This is a genomic window from Enterococcus sp. AMC1086 (genome assembly GCF_058216575.1).
In genome coordinates this window covers 683,346-701,852 of sequence record NZ_CM177100.1, presented here as the reverse complement: position 1 = coordinate 701,852, position 18,507 = coordinate 683,346, and the positions used below count along the sequence as shown (strand labels likewise).

The 18,507-nt window shown below is 34.4% G+C and carries 15 protein-coding genes; 3 read left to right on the top strand and 12 right to left on the bottom strand.

What is annotated here, in order from left to right; translation table 11 throughout:
• Positions 1–17: 17 nt before the first annotated feature.
• The 9 genes from AC4BC4_RS03340 to AC4BC4_RS03300 form a co-directional block, all read right to left on the bottom strand.
• On the bottom strand, positions 18–1,157 hold the full coding sequence (locus AC4BC4_RS03340; protein ID WP_490476779.1) for an APC family permease: 1,140 nt from the start codon (positions 1,155–1,157) through the stop codon (positions 18–20).
• Between the two features lie 86 nt (positions 1,158–1,243).
• Positions 1,244–1,483, bottom strand: coding sequence for a hypothetical protein (locus AC4BC4_RS03335; RefSeq protein ID WP_490476778.1), 240 nt, complete (start codon positions 1,481–1,483; stop codon positions 1,244–1,246).
• Between the two features lie 460 nt (positions 1,484–1,943).
• Positions 1,944–3,113: a collagen binding domain-containing protein gene (locus AC4BC4_RS03330; protein WP_490476777.1), complete on the bottom strand. Its 1,170-nt coding sequence runs from the start codon at positions 3,111–3,113 to the stop codon at positions 1,944–1,946.
• Between the two features lie 124 nt (positions 3,114–3,237).
• The gene (gene wecB, locus AC4BC4_RS03325) at positions 3,238–4,323 is read right to left on the bottom strand and encodes a non-hydrolyzing UDP-N-acetylglucosamine 2-epimerase (RefSeq protein ID WP_490476776.1); all 1,086 of its coding nucleotides are present in this window, start codon (positions 4,321–4,323) and stop codon (positions 3,238–3,240) included.
• A 121-nt stretch (positions 4,324–4,444) separates the two neighbouring features.
• Complete coding sequence (locus tag AC4BC4_RS03320) at positions 4,445–5,710, bottom strand: glycosyltransferase (RefSeq protein WP_490476775.1); 1,266 nt, start codon at positions 5,708–5,710, stop codon at positions 4,445–4,447.
• 338 nt (positions 5,711–6,048) lie between these two features.
• The gene (locus AC4BC4_RS03315) at positions 6,049–6,573 is read right to left on the bottom strand and encodes a pyrophosphohydrolase domain-containing protein (RefSeq protein WP_490476774.1); all 525 of its coding nucleotides are present in this window, start codon (positions 6,571–6,573) and stop codon (positions 6,049–6,051) included.
• 148 nt (positions 6,574–6,721) lie between these two features.
• Complete coding sequence (locus tag AC4BC4_RS03310) at positions 6,722–7,501, bottom strand: Cof-type HAD-IIB family hydrolase (protein WP_490476773.1); 780 nt, start codon at positions 7,499–7,501, stop codon at positions 6,722–6,724.
• Between the two features lie 33 nt (positions 7,502–7,534).
• Positions 7,535–8,368, bottom strand: coding sequence for a DUF72 domain-containing protein (locus AC4BC4_RS03305; RefSeq protein WP_490476772.1), 834 nt, complete (start codon positions 8,366–8,368; stop codon positions 7,535–7,537).
• Between the two features lie 144 nt (positions 8,369–8,512).
• On the bottom strand, positions 8,513–9,253 hold the full coding sequence (locus tag AC4BC4_RS03300) for an acyl-ACP thioesterase domain-containing protein (RefSeq protein ID WP_490476771.1): 741 nt from the start codon (positions 9,251–9,253) through the stop codon (positions 8,513–8,515).
• Between the two features lie 447 nt (positions 9,254–9,700).
• Between AC4BC4_RS03300 and AC4BC4_RS03295 the strand changes: the two genes are divergently transcribed.
• The 3 genes from AC4BC4_RS03295 to AC4BC4_RS03285 all read left to right on the top strand — a co-directional run bounded on the left by AC4BC4_RS03295 (position 9,701) and on the right by AC4BC4_RS03285 (position 12,482).
• The gene (locus tag AC4BC4_RS03295) at positions 9,701–10,555 is read left to right on the top strand and encodes a helix-turn-helix domain-containing protein (protein ID WP_490476770.1); all 855 of its coding nucleotides are present in this window, start codon (positions 9,701–9,703) and stop codon (positions 10,553–10,555) included.
• Between the two features lie 262 nt (positions 10,556–10,817).
• Positions 10,818–11,402: a lytic polysaccharide monooxygenase gene (locus tag AC4BC4_RS03290; RefSeq protein WP_438757214.1), complete on the top strand. Its 585-nt coding sequence runs from the start codon at positions 10,818–10,820 to the stop codon at positions 11,400–11,402.
• A gap of 30 nt (positions 11,403–11,432) precedes the next feature.
• Positions 11,433–12,482 (top strand): glycosyl hydrolase family 18 protein, encoded by a 1,050-nt coding sequence (locus tag AC4BC4_RS03285; RefSeq protein ID WP_490476769.1) that lies wholly within the window; start codon positions 11,433–11,435, stop codon positions 12,480–12,482.
• A 55-nt stretch (positions 12,483–12,537) separates the two neighbouring features.
• Here AC4BC4_RS03285 and AC4BC4_RS03280 read toward each other — a convergent pair whose 3' ends face one another.
• Genes AC4BC4_RS03280 through lanM form a run of 3 tightly spaced genes read right to left on the bottom strand, consistent with a single transcriptional unit; the run spans position 12,538 to position 18,471 of the window.
• Positions 12,538–13,161, bottom strand: coding sequence for a recombinase family protein (locus AC4BC4_RS03280; protein ID WP_490476768.1), 624 nt, complete (start codon positions 13,159–13,161; stop codon positions 12,538–12,540).
• A 42-nt stretch (positions 13,162–13,203) separates the two neighbouring features.
• The gene (locus tag AC4BC4_RS03275; RefSeq protein WP_490476767.1) at positions 13,204–15,345 is read right to left on the bottom strand and encodes a peptidase domain-containing ABC transporter; all 2,142 of its coding nucleotides are present in this window, start codon (positions 15,343–15,345) and stop codon (positions 13,204–13,206) included.
• A 12-nt stretch (positions 15,346–15,357) separates the two neighbouring features.
• On the bottom strand, positions 15,358–18,471 hold the full coding sequence (gene lanM / locus AC4BC4_RS03270; protein ID WP_490476766.1) for a type 2 lanthipeptide synthetase LanM: 3,114 nt from the start codon (positions 18,469–18,471) through the stop codon (positions 15,358–15,360).
• Positions 18,472–18,507 lie beyond the last annotated feature (36 nt).

The window sequence follows — 18,507 nt, the reverse complement described above, 5'->3', positions numbered from 1 at the left end:
CACTGCGCTAGTTTAGTTTATTTTTCTTTGATTTTAGTAAAGTAAATAATTACTCCTAACACAAAGACTAGAACCATTACCAAGACGACGTGTAGATTAAAGTTAGTTAATAAATACATAGAGATTCCTAATGCTAAAACCGGCACGGTATAGCCACCTTTTAAACTAAAACCATTCGTCGGAAATTGGTTATTTTTTTTGAATTTTATTACTGCAAGAATTGATGGTACGTATTGGATAAATGACACTAAAACAATACATGAAACCAAGAAAATGTAGCTGAATTGTGTCATAGCAATACTAATAATAGACGTCATGATCACCGCAACAAAAGGATCACCATATTTATTTTTTTTGCCAATAGATGGAGGTAATAAATTATGTTCCTCAGCTAAAGAAGACGCAAGTGCAGATGTACTAAAAGATACAGCAAACGCAACACCAAAAATTGAAATCAACATCCCCATGATGATCATTGCATACGCCCATTCTCCTACACCTATTTTCATTGCTTCAGCAATCGGTATGTCATAGTTTACAATGTTCTTTCCTAAAATTCCAATAACAACAGTTTGAACCAGTGTATACAATACAGTGACACTGATCATGACGTAAATCAACGCTTTCGGAATATTCTTTTCAGGATTTTTCATCTGTGCAGCTGCAACAGGGATAAAAGAAAATCCGCTAAACATATAGAAAACAACACTGAATGCAGAGCCAAAATGACTCACAAAACTGTGTGTATCTGTTACTGTGCTAGGAACAATTGGAGAAAAGTTTGTACTTTTAATAAAAAAGGCACCTAGAACAATAAAAAATAGGATAATGAATACTTTGAACGCAGAAGAAATACTATTGATCAACTTCACAAGAGACGTCCCAAACATATTGATCACTGCCAAGATAATAATTAAACTTGCAGGGAAAAGAATTTTCACTGTTTCACTACCCATAATTGGAAAAATATTTTTCAACGTTCTTAGTAAAGCAATTGCTTCTGCTGATAATGTTAGACAACCTAGAAACCAAGAAAACAAACCAATTTGGAATCCTGTGAATTTACCAAATGCATTATATGAATAAAGCCAAGCCGCACCAGAACCAGAAAAACGACTGGATACATTCGTAGTCATTGTTTGATTTGCTGTAGCCATTTTTTCAACTCCTCCAATAGTTTGGATTGGACGTTTTTGCATTCATTTTATCTTACAAGTATTGAATGCTAGCGCCAACCTCTCACTTAGTTTGATTGATTCATTCCTTTTGTATTCGCTGGATTATTTTTCCAGCTTTCTTTTCTATTTTTATAAATAATCAAGGGTACTGTAAAGAAAATTGCTGTGAAAACAATGACAAATACAAAGTTTAGCAATGAGTTGTTCATAAACGTAATGGTCAAGGTAAAGACAATTGTTGCTAAAAGAAGAACGGAAATGACGTAAGCTAATCCATCACCTTTGATTGTATAAATCAACTTCATTGGTTTCCAAAACGATAAAAACAGATTAGAGGATAACATTGCTTATTGTTTTACTTTTAGCAGTAAAGCCTATCTTTTAAATAGTCCCCTACTGAAATTGTCAAAAATGGGAAAAATAAAGTTATTTAGCGCAATATATGCATTATTGTCTGCTCCTTTGGACACAAACCTTGTTTCTCTTTTACGGTTTTAATTTTTACTTATTAATTTCAAAAATAACTTAGAAATAGCGTCGTATATGATGACATTTTTCAATTCTCATAAAAAGATTAAAAAGAATAGAATTTAAACCTTTTATCATGTAATAGAAGACAAAAATACTGTTAATCCGTATGAAAAAATTTTATATAATAAAAATATCCTAGCCTTGAGGAATCCGAATAAACGGTGGGAACAAAAGCAACACCTTCTTACATAAAAGAGGTTAAATGCTTCTGTCTCAATCTCTTGTCTTTTTCAATTAATTATTTTGCTTTTTTACTCTAATTAGAAAGAATGATAGACTGACAAAAAGTAGCACGTACCCTAACAGTCTTATCATTGATTTCTGGTAACCAGTCCTTGGAAGTTTTGTTGCATTTTTTTTAATTCTATTATTGGTGCTTGAGGTAGATGTTCGTGATGTTTCTAGACTGGGCTTTTCTTGTTTAGTGCTGCTGGAATCTACTGGTGGTATCGTATCTTTCACTTCTGATGTGCTGGAGTAAGACGTGGTATCGGTTGTCGATTCTTCACCGTTTTTGGTACTACTGTCGGACGTTGTAAGACTTTCAGTTGTGCTGGAATTAGTTGATGTTGTTTCAGAAGTTGATTCTTGTGGATTCGGTTCTGATTGATCTCCTGAACCACTTCCACCACCACCAAGTCCTGGTGTTTCAGCCTCAATAACGATTGGATTTCCTTCACCATCCGCTTCTAATATCGCTTTATTTCTATACGGGATATTCGGATTGGCCAGTTTATTCGATTTATACGTCAAACTAACAGCATTATTCAGTGTTCCTAAATCAACAATGAAACCACTATTTGTAGAGCTGATCTTTGCTGGATCAATAGTCGACTGCGGGTAAAAATATTGGGTTTGCTTGTCATATGTTCCAATTTCAGCCTGAAGTAAAAATCCATCCGTAAATTCCTGATCATCTCCGAGAATATCCGTCAATAGAGCATTGGTAATATATTTTGAGTCAGGGTTAATAATAATATTCCAAATAGCTGAAGTATTATCTGAACTATTCCATCCAACTTTGTTCATTACCCACGCTTCGTTTTCTATCATTGCTGTTCCACGAGCATAAAAGAGGATCTCTCCTTGACGATCTACATTGTGCAATTCATAAAATGGACCAAAAATGGCTGTCACAGTATTTGATTGCGAATCCCCACTAATTGTCATGATCAATGAACCATCCGCTGCAGTGATATCATAAGAAAAATCGCTAGCAATCAACGTGTTTTCTGGAACTCTTAAGTTCATCGTGTCACCAGAAGTAATTGAGATCGTATCTGGAATAGTATAGTTGTATCCTAACGAAATATTCTGATGATAACTGATCGTAGTTTCCTCATCAATAACTGTGTCGCCTCTTGTTATGACCGGTTCAGAAACATACAAATCTCCAAAATCCATATTAGCATATGAATAGGATGGCCATAAAATACTAATAATTAGGCAGAAAATGATGGATAGAACAACTTTTTTTTTTCATTAATTCGTCTCCTTTTCTATAATGTTTTGTTATTTGTTATTCGAGCTATACTTCTTGCAACAACCGACGAATGATCCTCTTTGCTGCTTTTCCGTCTCCGTATGTACGTGTACATTTAGCAGCCCGCATAGATTCATATTCGTCAGCATTATTTAAAAGAGCAACAACATTTTTATACAGTTTTCGTTCATCTGTGCCGATAAGTTTTAATCCCCCTGCTAGAACTGCTTCTTGCCGTTCCGTCACTTCTCTGATCACCAAAACTGGAACTTTGTAATACGGTGCTTCTTCTTGAATTCCGCCAGAGTCTGTAATAACCAAAAAACTATTCATCATTTCTTGCTGAAACGCCAAATAATTTAAAGGATTCGTTAAATCAATATTGGGTTGATTAGATAAGAGTGAACACACTATATTTTTTATTTTAGGATTTAGATGTACAGGATATTTTATGATAATATCTGGATATTCTTTAGCAATTGCCACAAGGGCTTTACAGATTTTCACTAACTGCTCCTCACCTAATTCTCGTCGATGCAAAGTAACAAGTATTTGGCGCTGTTCTGTCCCAATCGTTCGTTTTAAATCAAGATAATGCAACGTATCAATACCTGTATTTCCTGTAACTTCAATCACGGAGTCAATGCCTTCTTTTTCTAAATTCTCTCTGTTACTCTGTGTTGGAACAAAATAGTAATCTGCTACACGATCGACCAATTGTCGATTCATTTCTTCTGGAAAGGGTGCATTTTTATTACTAGTTCTAAGTCCTGCCTCAACGTGCGCTATCTTTTTTTGCTGATAAAATGCCATCAAGCTGGCGATAAAAGCAGTCGTTGTATCGCCATGAACAATCACTACATCAGGATTTTCCATCTTCAATACAGGTTCTAAAGCACTCATCAAATTGATCGTCAACTCTGTTAATGTTTGTTGTTGCTTCATAATCTCTAGATCGTAGTTCGTTTGAATGTTCCATTCCTTTAAAAGGATGTCGACCATCTCTTTTTGTTGTCCAGTATTTACGATTGTTAATTTGATTTGTTTCGCATGATTCTGACACTCTTTGATTAATGGAAATATTTTTATTAATTCAGGTCTGGTACCAAAAACGATCATATAATGTTTCATCTTTTCCCTCCTCTTTACTTCAACTAGAAAAAACCATACGATTTTACCGAAAATAATGCTGATTACAATGACCATAAGTGGTATTGTTGAAAATAATCGAGTATCAAGAAAATGGTTGATTTCATTCATTGTAGACATTCTCTTCTCTTTTCGTTTTTATCCAGGTCTTTTTTCCTGCCAGCTGTCTGACAAACGCTACTAGAATACTTGGAATAGTCAAAAAAATATACAGATACATCAATAGTCCACCTAAATAGCTTCTAATTTTAGGTGAATTTTCGATCGTTTCAATCCCTGTTGTCTCTTTGATATATCTTTTAGAAAAAGTTAGACCTGGATAAACCGTAATAATCGCCATTAACAGTAACGTTATTACTGATTTTAGCGTTACCTCTTCTAATAATGAGTAAACCAACAGTCTTATCGAGATTAAAAGAATCATACTATTGATCAAATTATAGTAAGGTTGCAACAAAAAATAGAACATCTCTAGTTTGCCGATTTTCGATAGTGAATTTGTTTTCAGCAATTTAAGCATATAGGAATGGCATTGAATACTACCTTGAATCCAGCGGCTTCGCTGTTTGATATACCGTTTATAATTTGTCACTCCTTGCTGATAGATGATGAGTTGATCTGTATAAACAATTTGTTCATTATTCAGCAATAAACGGATCGTCAAATCATAATCTTCAAGTAAACAGTCACTCCAAGGAGTATCCTCAAATTTTTTCAGTACAGACAGTCGAGTAAATTGACCATTCCCACCGAGTCCAACTGTTTTTGACTTCATTCTAAGCTTCTGAATATTTCCAATAACTTCATAAAATTCAATATCTTGTAGCAATGTCAACCAGTTTCCTTTTTTATAATTATTGATGATTCGAACACGCGCTTGTATGCCATGAATGTCAGAATGAGTGAAAATTCGATCTGCGATAGTAAATGCATCTGCACATAAGAATCCGTCAGCATCCAAAACCGTAACAATGACCCGATCAGACTCAATTTGTTGATAATCTTCAAGAATTTTTCTATACGCAACATTCAATGAATGCCCTTTGCCTTTTTGAGCATTCGGTTTTTTTTTCTTAATTAGCTTAATTCTAAAATCAGAAAAGTCATTTATGACCTTTAGCGTATCGTCAGAAGAATCATCGTCAACAATATAAATTGCTAGATTTTCCATGGGAAAACGCAATAATGAACGAAGCGTTTCTTTAATAACTTGTTCTTCATTAAAACAAGGAATAATTACTGCATAGTACACGGTATATTCTGGTCTAAAAATGGTTTCAATATAAACTTCTTTTGCACTTTTGATCAGTGTGATATAGACGTAATAAATACTAATTGAAAACATCGAAATAAAATAAACAACGCTCATTTAGCACCACCTTTCTTTTTAACACTGCAGGAGAACGACATGTGTTTTTTTTCACAAATGATATACCCTTAAAATAATCATTTAATAACAATTATCCTACTTCGTAATCTTATACCAATATTATGTTTTTTTAAATCTACTATATGTATGTTATCATATAAAAAATGTAATTTTTATCATTTTATTCATCAATATTCAAAAATAATGAGAAAAACACATAAATATTTTTTATATTCTACTAAAAAAATAGTGTTTACCAAAACTAAAAATCAGTTTTGGTAAACACTATTTTTGAGTATGAAACTGAAGGTAGATACAGCATAGGATCTATGTCAATCTCATTTTCTGTCCTTTAATGCTTTACGTTGGCGCTCCAGTTCAACCTTAATTTTGGGTTCTGGTGCAAAATCAGTTTCCCAATTATCTGGTTTCAATACTTTATGTGTCACAGGATGATAACGAGGTTTTCCATCTGGAAATATTTTCCCCATGTTCGCTTCATGGACAATAGAAAAAATTTCTGTCGGGTCAACACCTAATAATGAAAATGACCCATAGGTGAAATAGAGCAGATCAATCAGTGCATCCACTTGTTCTACTAGAGGATCTGTTACTTTATTTTGCTTACTAAGTACCTTTGCTTCTGCTTGGTCGACAGATATTTTTAATTGATTTACTAATTCCTTGAATACTGCAGGATCATTATTGGCTGACCCGTATAAAAATTCAACTAGTTCTTCCACTTTAAAACCTGCTCTATCCGACGCTTGTCTGGCAGAAAAGGGGGTTGGTATTTTGGGTTTTCTGTTATCAAATTTCTCATGAAATGCTTCAGTTTTTTCAAATGGATTATCGATCTTCATTGGGTTTCTCCTAAACTTAAAAATTGAAAGAGCTTGTTGAAAAATAGCATTTAATAACGTGGTGGATTCGTTCAGTCTCGAATGGAAAAAAGGTTTGTGATATTTTCTTGATGTTTATTTCCTTTTTTTCAATGAGCTAGCCCATCAACTAAATAACATCATAATGCACTAAAGCATTATAAATCCCGTCTTCATCATTTGTGCTGGTCACATACTTCGCAACGTTTTTGACCTCATCTTCTGCATTGCCCATTGCAACACCAAAACCGATACCACTAAGCATTTCTAAATCATTCCAGCTATCTCCAAATGCCATTACTTCATCTAATGTAAAACCAAAATATTCAGCACATTTCTGAATGCCTACAAGCTTTGAACCACCTTTTGGAAGAATATCAAGTGTGTAGGGATTGGATCTTGTCAGTTGGCAATCGGGTAATTGTTCGTTTAAAATGTCCAGGTCATGATAACGTTGCGGCTTTCTATGAATTGAAAAACGACTGATCAGATTGTTTGCAAACTTTACCGGAAAATACTTAGGTAGAAAACGAACTATTTTTTTCGCCCATTTCTTTTGACCGAAACGCATCAGTGAACTACCTTCTATATTATTTCTTGATCCAAACATGATTTGTCGATGATAAGAATCTGAAAATGACACAATTCTCTTTAATACTTCATCCGTAAAGTGTTCAGCTCGAATTGTTTTTTCTTTTGTATAAACGAATTGACCATTGTACGTAACAAAAATATCGAAATTCAATTCATCTATTTGCCGGCTTAAGTGAACTGGTCCTCTACCTGTTGCTACTGCGCATAGGATTCCTTGTGCTTGTGCCTTTATGATTGCTTGTTTTATCGATGCCAATATTTTTGTATTTTTGTTCATCAATGTACCATCGATATCAAAGAAAATAGCTTTAATCATGGCATTCCTTTCTTTAACAACTCTTTGTGCTATTTAAAATAAGCCCATTTGTTTTGGGTTTAAATTCTTATACTCCAGTTTCAAAGCAGCTTTCATTTCTAATAAATTGCCTGCCGCGTCCCCGCCAGAATTGTTATTGAAGATTACACCTACTTCTTTCGTCTCCCGAGCGACTTTTTCTACAGCTTCGCTTAGATCAGCAATTTCATCTGCATTATATCGGTATAACGTACGTTTTTTACGCCAATCTTTATCATTTGCCATCCAACCTGCAGCATTACGTCCGTGAAAACGGAATAAACTAAACTGATCATTTGTGACATAGGGAAAAAAAGGAACTGGGTTTGTGGGGATTTGCGGTTCATCAACAGCCACTAATGAAAATTCATTATTTTTCATAAATGATAGGGTCTGTTTAATGTATTTCGCTGTGTACCATGAACCATTTCGTAATTCTATCGCAATCGGAAATCCTGAAAACCAATGACGAATCTTTTCTAAATACTGAACATTTTCTTTCGTACAACTGAACGTTCCAGAGAATTGAATCAAAAAGGCAAAAAGTTTGCCACTTTCGATCATTGGAGCCATACTTGTCAGAAATGCTTCCACCATCTCTTCTTCATTTTGATAATACTCTTGCCATTCGCCTTGACAACTAATGCCGCTGTATACTTTCATCACAAAACGAAAGTTCTCAGATACAGATTTTGTCCATTCTCTTACAGAGTCTTGCTTTGGAATACCGTAATATGCTGTATCCATCTCGACTAGCGGTAAATAGCCAGCGTATTCATATAATGTAGAACGTTTTTTTCCGGTTAATCTATCATGTTCACTAAAAGAAGTCAATCCTAAACGAATCATCTTCTCCCCCCTTTCTATTCCCATTAAAAAAAGTCTTATTTTCGCATAATCAACATAATTATTCTCTTATTTATTTTATACTAAAAAAGACCAAGACTAAACAAAAATTTGTCTCAGCCTTCAAGATAACTCGTTCCTAGAATGTTAGTGGCTTTTTTTCCATTTCATGTTTGCTTCGCAATAAACTTGACCCTCAATTCGGATTTCATGGCGTGTCGTTTTTTCTTGCGCTGCATCAAGTATTTCATAATGACTTTCCACAACTTGACCATATTCTACTTCCTTATCAAATTTTACGTTGATAAATGTTGGCTCATGCGTACTCAAAAAATCATAGCCTAAGACATCGAGCAACCAATTAAAATAAATCGCATTATTTACATGTTGATTTCCGTCGATGTCAAAATAACGTACACGATATGGAAGAAACTCTCCGTCTTCCACTTTTTCGATTTTTTCACCACGGTATATTTTTTTGATTTTCTCACTTTCAAATGGATCGATAATTTCAGGTAATACACTACTCATTTTGCGGTTTTCTTTATCCATCAAGACAAAAGTAGACTTGATCAAGACACATTCATTTCCTTTTTCATCATGAATCCAAAAGTTTCGATAACAAAAGTATTTATTATACGCCATTGCTTGCGTTGTCACAGCGAGTTTTTCTCCCACTTTAGGTAAACGTGTAATATGGATTTCATAATTAGTAATGACCCAACCAAGGCCAAACGAAGCAACAAAATCAGAACCTCTCTCTAAGACGTCACTTTGTTCTTCAGATGTTTTGATCACAACGGCTAACATTGACGGAATCGTCATCTTTCTGGTAATATCGCCATCATAGTAGGCTACTTCATATGGGGTCGTAAATTTTTTTGCCACTGGATCTCCTCCTTTTTAAGCTACTATAGCTAGATAAATTATACCATAGTATGCTAAAACCGATGATAAAAAAAACGAATCTATAAAATCTGATTCAACTTGCATACCATCTATTATAATTATCAAGAAAATATATTTAGAAAAAATTAAAAAATTATATCATAAATATATTTTTAAGATATAACAAAAAACTTTTTAGAACAGAAATGAAAAATCCATCTGCTCTAAAAAGCTTTTACATATTGCCTTTTTGTTAGAAAAAACTTTCAATAACTAACTTTTTCAAACTATACGTGGCCTGTATTTCCATAGCCAAGCAATTCATTCAATAAATCAGAAACCGTTTCCATGTCTATCCCTCCAAAAATAATAGTTGATTCTAAATGGATAATACCATACTATTATATAAAAATAGAATCATAACACTTAAACATAGAGGGGAAAAATATGAGAATCAAAGGTGATATCATCCGCACAGTGAGAAAACAAAAAAAATTATCACAAGTAACGTTGGCCGCTGGAATTTGTACACAAGGAACCGTTAGTAATATTGAAAATAAAAATATTTGCGATAGCCTAGAGATTCTTGATGCAATATGTAAAAGATTAAACCTCAGCCTTGAGAGTGTATTAGATGATAATGACGAAAAAAAGCTGACTACTTTATTAGATCAGGTTGAAGAATTATGTAATACGTTTAAACATAAAGAAGCTCATTCACTTTTACAATCCACATCGATAAACGCTTCTGATATTCAAAATAGAGAATTAGAAGTTCGCTGGTTTTATTTTATGGGAATTACAAATTTATTAGGTTACAATAATACAACGGATAGTCTGTTTCATTTTTACAGAGCTGATGAGCTTGGCGATTCAAACTCTGTTTATGCGATCCTTTCTGTCAATAGTTTAGGGATCGTTTACGAAATGGCTAATGAGTTGGATAAAGCGCAAGTCTATTATGAAAAGTCGATCAATATGCTAAAAAAAATAACGATTAAAATACCAATTGAAGCAACTAAAATATTCTTTAATACTGCTAAATTTTATTCGTTGATAAAAGATTACCAAACAGCTTTTAATCTAGCTTCTGAAGGAATGGCCTTAAATAAAATCCATCAATCGTTATATATGCTGGATCTCTTGGCTTATGAAGTCGCTTTTAATGATTTTATGAAGTCACCAGATCTAAAAGCACCTGATTTTAATAGTGCCAAAGTTTTCGCTACCTTTAATGACAATGAAAATTTATTAGCGGTGATTGCAAATGATGAAAAAACATTAGTTGATTCAAAAGCATAGCAGGCTTTGAATGAGAAACGATAAATAAATAATCATAATAAAATCACCCGTTGGGAAAATGCCTTCAGCAAATTCCAACGGGCTTATTTTATTTTCAATCAATCATCATAGAAAAAATGCTTCTCTTTGATAGAACTTTTTTCACATATTCCTTTATTTTATATTACATAAAAATTTATTTTCGTATTATTTGAATAATATAAAATGACATGTTACATTAAAATATGTAAGCGCTATAAAAATATTATTAGGAGGAAATACAATGAAAAAAACAATGCTCTCAGCGGTCCTAACACTCGGTATATTAGTAGGAGGTTTATCTGTTTCAGCTACTGTCACAGATGCTCATGGCTATGTTTCATCCCCAGGTAGCCGCGCATACTTTGGTAGTGCGCAAGGTGGAAAATTAAATAAAAATGTTGGTCGTGCCGAATGGGAACCTCAAAGTATCGAAGCAACTAAAAATACCTTTATTCCAGGAAAATTAGCTAGTGCAGGTGTTAGTGGTTTTGAGCCATTAGATGTTCAAAATGCTGATCGTTGGCATAAATCTGATATTATAACAGGTCCTCTTGCAATCAATTGGACATTAACTGCTCGCCATAGAACGTCTACTTGGGATTACTATATGACAAAACAAGGTTGGAATCCAAATCAGCCTTTAGATATCAAAAATTTTGATTTGATTGGACAAGTCGATGACAAAGCGACTATTCCTGAAACTTCTGTCAAACACACGATCACCGTTCCAAGTGATCGTAAAGGGTATCATGTAATTTATGCTGTGTGGAATGTTTATGATACGACAAACGCTTTTTATCAAGCAATCGATGTTAATGTAAAATAATCTATCAATGAAATGAATGGAGCAGTGTATATGAAAATCAAACAATTTATTTCAGCTTTTCTATTATTCTCAGGTATTGCTGCTGCTAATTTTTATGCAGAAACACCTGTTCAAGCTTCAGATGCTACTAATGAAATGGTCAGTATAGCGAATAAAAAAGTTCTTGTCGGCTATTGGCATAACTGGGCTTCTAAAGGTAGAGATGGTTATGAACAAGGAACATCTGCGAATATTTCTTTAACAGAAGTAAACCAGGCATATAATGTAGTTCCTGTATCATTTATGAAAAGTGATGGCATCAGCCGTATCCCAACATTCGCTCCCTATAACAAAACAGATGCTGCATTTAGACAAGACGTGGCGACACTCAACGGTCAAGGTCGGGCAGTTTTACTTGCACTTGGCGGTGCAGATGCTCATATCCAATTAAAAACAGGGGATGAACAAGCTTTTACGGACGAGATTATTCGTCAAGTAGAAACATATGGTTTTGATGGACTGGACATTGATTTAGAGCAATCAGCAATTACTGCAGGGGATAATCAAACCGTGATCCCAACTGCTTTGAAAAAAGTCAAAGAACATTACCGAGCGCAAGGTAAAAATTTTATCATCACGATGGCACCTGAATTTCCTTATTTAAAACCAGGTGGTGCTTATGAAAAATACATTACTTCTTTGAATGGTTATTATGACTATATCGCACCACAATTGTATAATCAAGGCGGCGATGGTGTTTGGGTAGATGAGGTCAATAAATGGATTCCCCAAAGCAACGATGCGATGAAATATGAGTTCCTCTACTATATGTCTGATTCCTTGATCCATGGTACGCGTTCATTCTTGAAGATTCCAAATGACAAGCTTGTTTTAGGACTCCCTGCAAATGTTGACGGGGCTGGTAGTGGTTATGTGAGTGATCAAACAACTGTCTATAAAGCATTGGATCAATTAGCTAAAGATGGTAACCCACTCAAAGGATTGATGACTTGGTCTGCTAACTGGGATGTTGGTTCCAATGTAAATGGGGTATCTTATAATAATGAATTTGCTACAAGATATGCTGGAATTTTACAGTAAGTAATGAAAGAAGAGACTGGATAAAACTCTATGAGTTATTTTCAGTCTCTTTTTCCTATTTATTTTCCCCGCTACTAACTAAGACTTTATCGCTTACTGATAAATCTGCTACCTTTTTCGTCCGATAAACACCAGATTTTCTTAGATGATGATAAATCGTCGAAGTAGCAATACCGCAGCGTTTCGAAATTTCTTCTGTTGAAATATTGGTATTGTGATATAGTTCGAGTGCCTCATTAACTTGATCAACAAGCGGTGGACGTCCCAAAACAACACCATTCTTTTTAGCTGCGCTTAGTCCTGCTAACACTCGCTCACGAATCAGTTCTGCTTCCATTTCAGCGAATGCACCCATAATCGTAAAAAAGAAGCGACCCATTGGTGTTGAGGTATCGATATTATTTTCAATGCTGACAAAATGAATGTTCCTTCGATCGAATTCTTCTAATAAACCCAAAAGTTGCTTGGTTCCTCTAGCTAATCGATCGAGTTTAAAAATAACAAATGTATCACCTGGTTTCAAAATTGTCAAAGCTTTATTCAACTCATTGCGGAAACTTTTACGTCCACTTTCATATTCTTTGAAAATTGTATCAACACCATACTCTTCCAATGCTTGTTGTTGCGAATCAAATTTTTGATAATGTGTACTGACACGCATATAACCAATAACTGCCATGTTATTCTCCCCTTTGCTCTGCGTATATCCCAACCGCTGCTTCTATGTGATATTCATTGGATCAAAATAGATAGAATGGTAATAGCCTTCTAATGCCAATAACTCTTGATGCGTTCCTTCTTCGACGATTTTCCCTTGATCCATCACTAAAATCCTATCGAAATGTTTGATCGTATTTAAACGATGAGCCACAATAATACATGTAAAATCGTAGGTCTTTAAGCGATTCATAATAAAGTTTTCTGAAATATTATCGAGTGAACTTGTCGGTTCATCCATTAGTAATAAACTGGTTTCTTTTACTAACGCTCGAGCAATAGAAATTCGCTGCATTTGACCACCAGATAAATTCATTCCGCCTTCTGAAATCTGTGTTTCTAGACCCAAAGGCAAATTCATGATGATTTCGTCTACTCTTGAATCAAAAATTGCTTGTTCGACTCGTTCATCTTTCGCTTCTGTCTGGTTCAACACAATATTATCGTACAAAGAAGCATTAAAAATCGTCGGCTTTTGGTTAACAATACTAATACATTTTTTTAATGAGTCTTCATCGATTTTCTTTAGATCGATATCATTAAATTTAATCTGACCTGAAGACGTATCATATAAGCCTGCTAATAATTTTAATAATGTACTTTTTCCTGAACCACTTTTTCCAACAATTGCTACTTTATCTCCTCGTTCAATTTGGAAGGAAACAGAATGTAAGATGTCTTCTTCAAAGTAACTGTATTTAAACGAAACATCCTCAACGGCCACTGAATCAATTGCTATTATTTTTTCCCCTTCAATCGCTAGGCGAGGATTATCTTTAGCTTCTAAGATTTCATTTAACTTACCAAAATAAGAACGTAAAAGTAAGAACTCTGTATAAGAATCAAAAACGGTAACGATCGGTGCAATAAAAGCTCCTGATAATGCATTAAAACTGATTAGTTCTCCCAGTGTCAATTGACCTTTCGTCACTTGGAATAATCCAACGTAAATCAATACGATCGGCAAAATAAACTGGATTGAGGTTTGGATCGTCCTAACCCAAGTAGAAAAGCGATTTTTCTCCGCTCGCAACATGATTTGGTTTTTGAATTCATTCCGCCATTTTGTATAAAATTGGTTTTCAGAACCAGATGATTTAACAGTTTCCATCCCTTCAAATAATTCTACTAAAATCCGTTGTACTTTAGATTGAGCAATCAATTCTTTATTCGTAATGCTTTGGACTCTTTTAGAGTTGACGACAGAAATCGCCCCCATCATAAAAGCACCAAAAATAGCGATCAACGTCAAATTCAAAGATAAATTAACCATTAAAATCAAATAGACGAACACAAATAAAAAATCAACTGAAATCGTCAGCATCCGTTGACTCATGATTTGCTGAATGATCACACTAAGATTGGCACGAAAAATCAAATCTCCAGTTGAACGATTAACAAAGAATCGCAAAGGTAAATGAATGATTTTTTTCATAAATGCTTTCATCAAAGTTAAATCAAATAGATTCTCTAACACGATCAAAACCAGACCTCTAGCCACCTGCAGTAGATAATATGCAATAAAGAGAATTGCAATCGTTGTACCGATTTGAAAGATATTAGAGACTGCAACATTGGAGTTATCGATGATTGTTTGTGTTAATCTTGGAATTGCGATCGTCACCATTTGAATCAAGAGTGTTAATACGATAAACAATACAACTTTTGCTTTTTGATCACTTAAAATATCTTTTAAAATTGTCCAAGTTGCATTTTTTTGCTTTTTCCGTTGTGTGATCGTGACATCGACATCGGTCAAAATCAAGGCAATATTAGAGAAACTATCTTGAAATTCGGAGCGTTTGATTTTTTTCCGTCCACTTGCCGGATCTAAGATCGTCGCTTCTTTTGCAGTTAGTTTTTCTAATACAACATAATGGCGCTCTTCCCAAAAACAAATCGTCGGTGTTGTTTGTTCCTCTAAAATTTCTAAATCTAATACTCGAATTGCCTTTGTTTCAATTCCTCGATCCGATAAGATTTGATTTAGATTTGTCAGCGTATTTCCACCTTTTGGAACGCCATAGACATCACGGAGATGACTTAACGTCACATTATCATCATAATAGTTCAAAACCATCGCTGTACAAGCCAAGCCACATTCACTATGCTCACTTTGTTCAGTAAATGGTACTTTTTTCGTCAATATGCTCCCCCCTTATCTTTCTGGTAGTTCTAACGTTAATATGTCCGCCGTCTGATCTGCCGCATGGATTCTTAAAAGTTGATGGCCAATTCCTGCCAAGCCTGTAAACAAGCCATATTTTGGAATAGTTGGCAAGCCCTCAAACGTATACTGTTCATCAGTGACTTTCTGATTTGCTTTTTGTACTTTCGCTTTGATCTGCTCTTTTTGCTGTTTTGAAGCTAGTGACGTTTTGCTATACTCGATTAAAAACGCCAGATCCCCAAAGTTTCCATGACACAAACAATCATCTCTTTTCTCTTGTATGATCAATCGTTGTGCTGCAATTTGAATTTCTTCAGACAAACGAGCATCTTCAAAATCACTATTTAACAAATCTAAATAAGCTAAACCGATTCCAGTTGATCCATAACACCATAAATCGTTGACCATTGGTGGTATTGGTCGAAGATCCAACCAGCCTTTTTGAACAGGATCAAACGTTGTTCTTTCTTTGACTAAACACTTTTTGATTAATAACTCGATTTCAGGATTTTCTTCGATTTTTAACAAGCTGTTAGCTGCATGAATCACACCAGAATACCCATGAGCAAAACCGCCCTGAGTAATTTTAGCAAGGTCTAAATCTAAAAGTAACTGTTTCGCAAATATAAAGTAACTCGCTTTATTCGTTATTTGATATAAATGAACAAAGACTTTTATGATCGAAGCTGTACCGCCATTCCAGTCATAGCTCTCCACACGTTCCTTTTCATACCTTTCCATGTATTTCAAAGCGATTGATTCAGCTGTTTTTAATAATTTAGGATCGTGATTGTATTTATAGGTATACAACAATGGATATACCGCAGCGAAAGAACCATAAAAGGCCGAAATACTATCCACATAATCAGCTTCAAGTTTGAGCACCAGCGCTTCTGCCAACTTGTACGGTTCTTGGAATTTTCTATCCTTAGTAACATGATACAGTTCGCTAAAATATAGATACATTCCAGTAATTCCGTCATAAAAATTTTCATTCATAACATTGACAATATAATTATCAGGGGATGTTTCTTCAATATCTTTCCAAGCAATTGATTCTTCCCCTAAAAATGCTGCTGTAAGTATAGATTCCCCTACAGCCGCTGCACCATCTAAAAAGTTTGCTTGATGTACTTGTTCTTTCAATGGAATTATTTTTTCTTGCAGGTCTGTCGAGTGATATAAGCCAAATGATGTTTTTAAGTAATCCAGCTGCTGTTTTTCTTCTGCTTCTGAATAATTTTTCAACCTTAATACTTCAAGATCAATCGCTTTTTCTTGATACATATTCTTGATGATTTCATCTTGGCTAGCCATTAGATTTTTTGTACTAGTTGGATTAAAGAATATCGGTACATCATGTTGCAACATATCCCGTACTTCATACGGTACAGGTTTTGAATTTGAATAACCATGCATCCATAGATTTTCAAATAGTTTCTCCCGTTCGATATAATCGACCATACAAGTAGGATGTGTTGAATAATCCAGCAAATCACCATAACTTTGAGTGGTTTTGATCACATTGCGAACTAAACAATTTGAAAATGTTTTTTCTGCTAAAAAGGCCAAAGTCTCTTTGTTTTTCATTGCGAATGCTGAAAATTCTTTAAATCCAGCAATGATTGTTTCAATATACGGAACAAAATCAACCTTTTCGCCATTAAATAAAGGAATATTTTCAGCTGCATCTGTAATATGTTCTTGGTACATAAACTGCATATTGACTGAATCAAAATTAATCAATTTCAACACTTTATACGGTAATTTTTGCTCACCACCACTTAAAGCACTCAGTTGAATTCCTTTGTTAGCACCTTCGACATCTGCTTCAGCTCGTTCTTCGAATAAGTAGATTGGAACGAGACCGCTCATAACTACGGACTCACCATTTTCCTGCATAACTTTAACGATTGCATTTTCGCTATCTGGCATAGGAAAATGATTTTGAATGATTGTTTCAAGATCAATCAAAACAGGATATTTACCAAAAGCCAGCACATTTTCTAAGTGAAAATCATTACCATTGAGTAAATAAACTAAAGCTACAGTCTGTCCAAATTGCCGATAATAATGCGTAACTTCATCTTGCGATAAACATTCAGAATAAATCAAGCGTTCTTCAAACGTATACTTTTCCTTAACTATTTTAGTGGTTAAATAAAAATCAAATTCTGGCGCCATTTTATTGATCTCTTGAACAAAGTAATCAAAACATTTACCGATCATCAAATTTTTAGGTTTAAAAACAACATCGATTTTGTCACTAAAGGTTAGGATTGCCACCGATTTTCCTTGATCATGAGAATCACCTGCACCCATTTTTAAACCTGTTAGACAAATTGGCTTTTCTACTTGAAATACTTGGTTCAGTTCTAGTTCACTCTCGGTAACAGCTTCCAACAATTCTCGAAAATTAATAAGTTGAAATTCAATCGTTTCTGCGTAAAGCCTTGTCAGTACAGGATAGTGATCAAAAAATTCAAGTAATTTTTCTTGTGTATTAAAACGTGCGATCAAGTATTGTTGGAACCCTGCTTTTTCATCCATTGATTCTGATATAGACATCTTCTCTTTTTCTGCATGTAGATCATATACAAAAGTCCGTAAGCCTATATCCATAAATCGATTGATCACTTCACCTATATAGTCTGTCATTGCAGTTGCTTGAACTTGAATAGTTGGAAAATCTGCTATTATTCGCTGTAATTGTTTTTCAAAATAATCAATATGCAATCGTAATGAGTAAGTAAAATTTGCTTTATTCTCGTCTAAAACATCTTCAACTAAACGATCCTCTTGAGCAAAAATCAGCTTCGTCGTTTTTACCCATGATTCGTTATAAATAGCCTCTGAAATATATTCTTTTTCTTCCAGTGTCAGCTCTTTTATCGCTAAATCAAATCCTTCTTCTGTCAACTCTAATGAATCTAAAATCTCCTTAAAACGTTCACTTGTCACAGTTGTAGGACGCTTGCGCCACTTTTTATAATTTTTAAGTTTATCCTCAGAATAAGTCATATGATTTTTTAAGTAATATTCTGTTAGAACATCATACCGTTGTCGAATCGATGTTGCTTTTGCCAAATTTTTGAGACTCATGCTAAACTCCTTTATACTTTTATTTATGTAAAATTT